The sequence below is a fragment of the Vibrio sp. 661 genome, from assembly GCF_033339315.1.
Classification (GTDB): domain Bacteria; phylum Pseudomonadota; class Gammaproteobacteria; order Enterobacterales; family Vibrionaceae; genus Vibrio; species Vibrio alginolyticus.
Genome location: NZ_JAWOUJ010000062.1, coordinates 1 through 1368, shown reverse-complemented (window position 1 = coordinate 1368; position 1368 = coordinate 1). Strand labels below are relative to the sequence as shown.

Genomic DNA, 1368 nt, shown 5'->3' with positions numbered 1-1368 from the left:
TGGTCGGCAGCGATCAGCAACCACGTACGATTAATACCAAGCAAGACAGTATTCAAAACAGTCTTGAAGTCATCGATAAAGCTTTAGCGGGACAAACCGACGTTGGCACCTACACCAATGGACTTGGCGAAGAAATTATCGCTGCATTTGCCCCAATTCAAACACGCGGCATTACATGGGCGCTCGTGGTTCAACTTCCAGAAAAAGAGGCGTTTTCACGCATTCATCAACTGGAAAAACTCTTCGTTATCGCCATGCTAATCGCGATCATTCTTGTGGTGATTGCATCGCATTATTTGTCCAACTTCATTACATCACCACTGCTGAAACTGACTTGGGCAGCGGAGAAAGTATCCGCTGGCGACCTCGACGAAACGACATTCAATACCGAACGTAAAGATGAAATCGGTCGCTTGGCTATCAGCTTCGAACGTATGCAGCGCTCGATTCGAGAAAAAATCCAAACCATCAAACAGCAAAACGAAGAACTTGAAAGCAACATCAAGCTGATTCAAAAGCAAAATGATGAGTTGCAACTGGCTGATAAACTGAAAGATGAGTTCCTCGCAACAACCTCGCACGAATTGCGTACACCGCTACATGGCATGGTTGGGATAGCAGAAACCCTTGTGTCAGGAGCAAATGGAGTCATTCCCGCCAGTCAAAAATACCAACTTGATATCATCATCAAGAGTGGTCAACGCTTAGCTAACCTCGTAGACGATTTATTGGATTACCACAAAATGCGCTATGGCAGCATGGATATCCAAAAATCGGCAGTAAGCTTAGCCAGTGCAACACGCTTGGTGCTTGAGCTTTCTAATCACCTGCTAGGCAATAAGACCATTCGCATCATCAACCAAGTACCAGCCGACCTGAAAGCCGTTTCGGCCGATCCTCAACGCCTCGAGCAAGTGCTGTATAACTTGATTGGCAATGCCATTAAATACACCTCAGAAGGTAAGATCGTCATTTCCGCTACCATTGTTGACGATCACGTCCGCGTGCAAGTGGTCGATACTGGTCAGGGAATTCCAGCAGAGCATCTTGAGCATATTTTTGAGCCTTTAATTCAAGCTGGTCAAGATGCAAGTCGCTATCGTCAAGGTGCGGGACTGGGACTATCGATTAGCCGCCAACTGATTGAGTTGATGGGCGGTTCACTTTACGTGAGCAGTCAGCCGATGGTCGGCACCACGTTTAGTTTCACACTGCCATTGGCCAGCGAAGAGGAAATCCAAGCAACTCAAACCTTAGTGGCGCGCGGGCACTTTCAAATTCCTGAGATTAATTTGGAAAATGGCGACGACTTATCGCTACCAGAGAATCCTGATGGCCCACTGCTTTACGTCGCGGATGATGAACCCG

The 1368-nt window shown here is 47.2% G+C and carries 1 protein-coding gene; it reads left to right on the top strand.

What is annotated here, in order from left to right; all coding sequences use genetic code 11:
* A partial coding sequence (locus R7P69_RS24680) for a sensor histidine kinase (protein WP_318121751.1) occupies window positions 1–1368 on the top strand: 1368 nt, incomplete at both ends.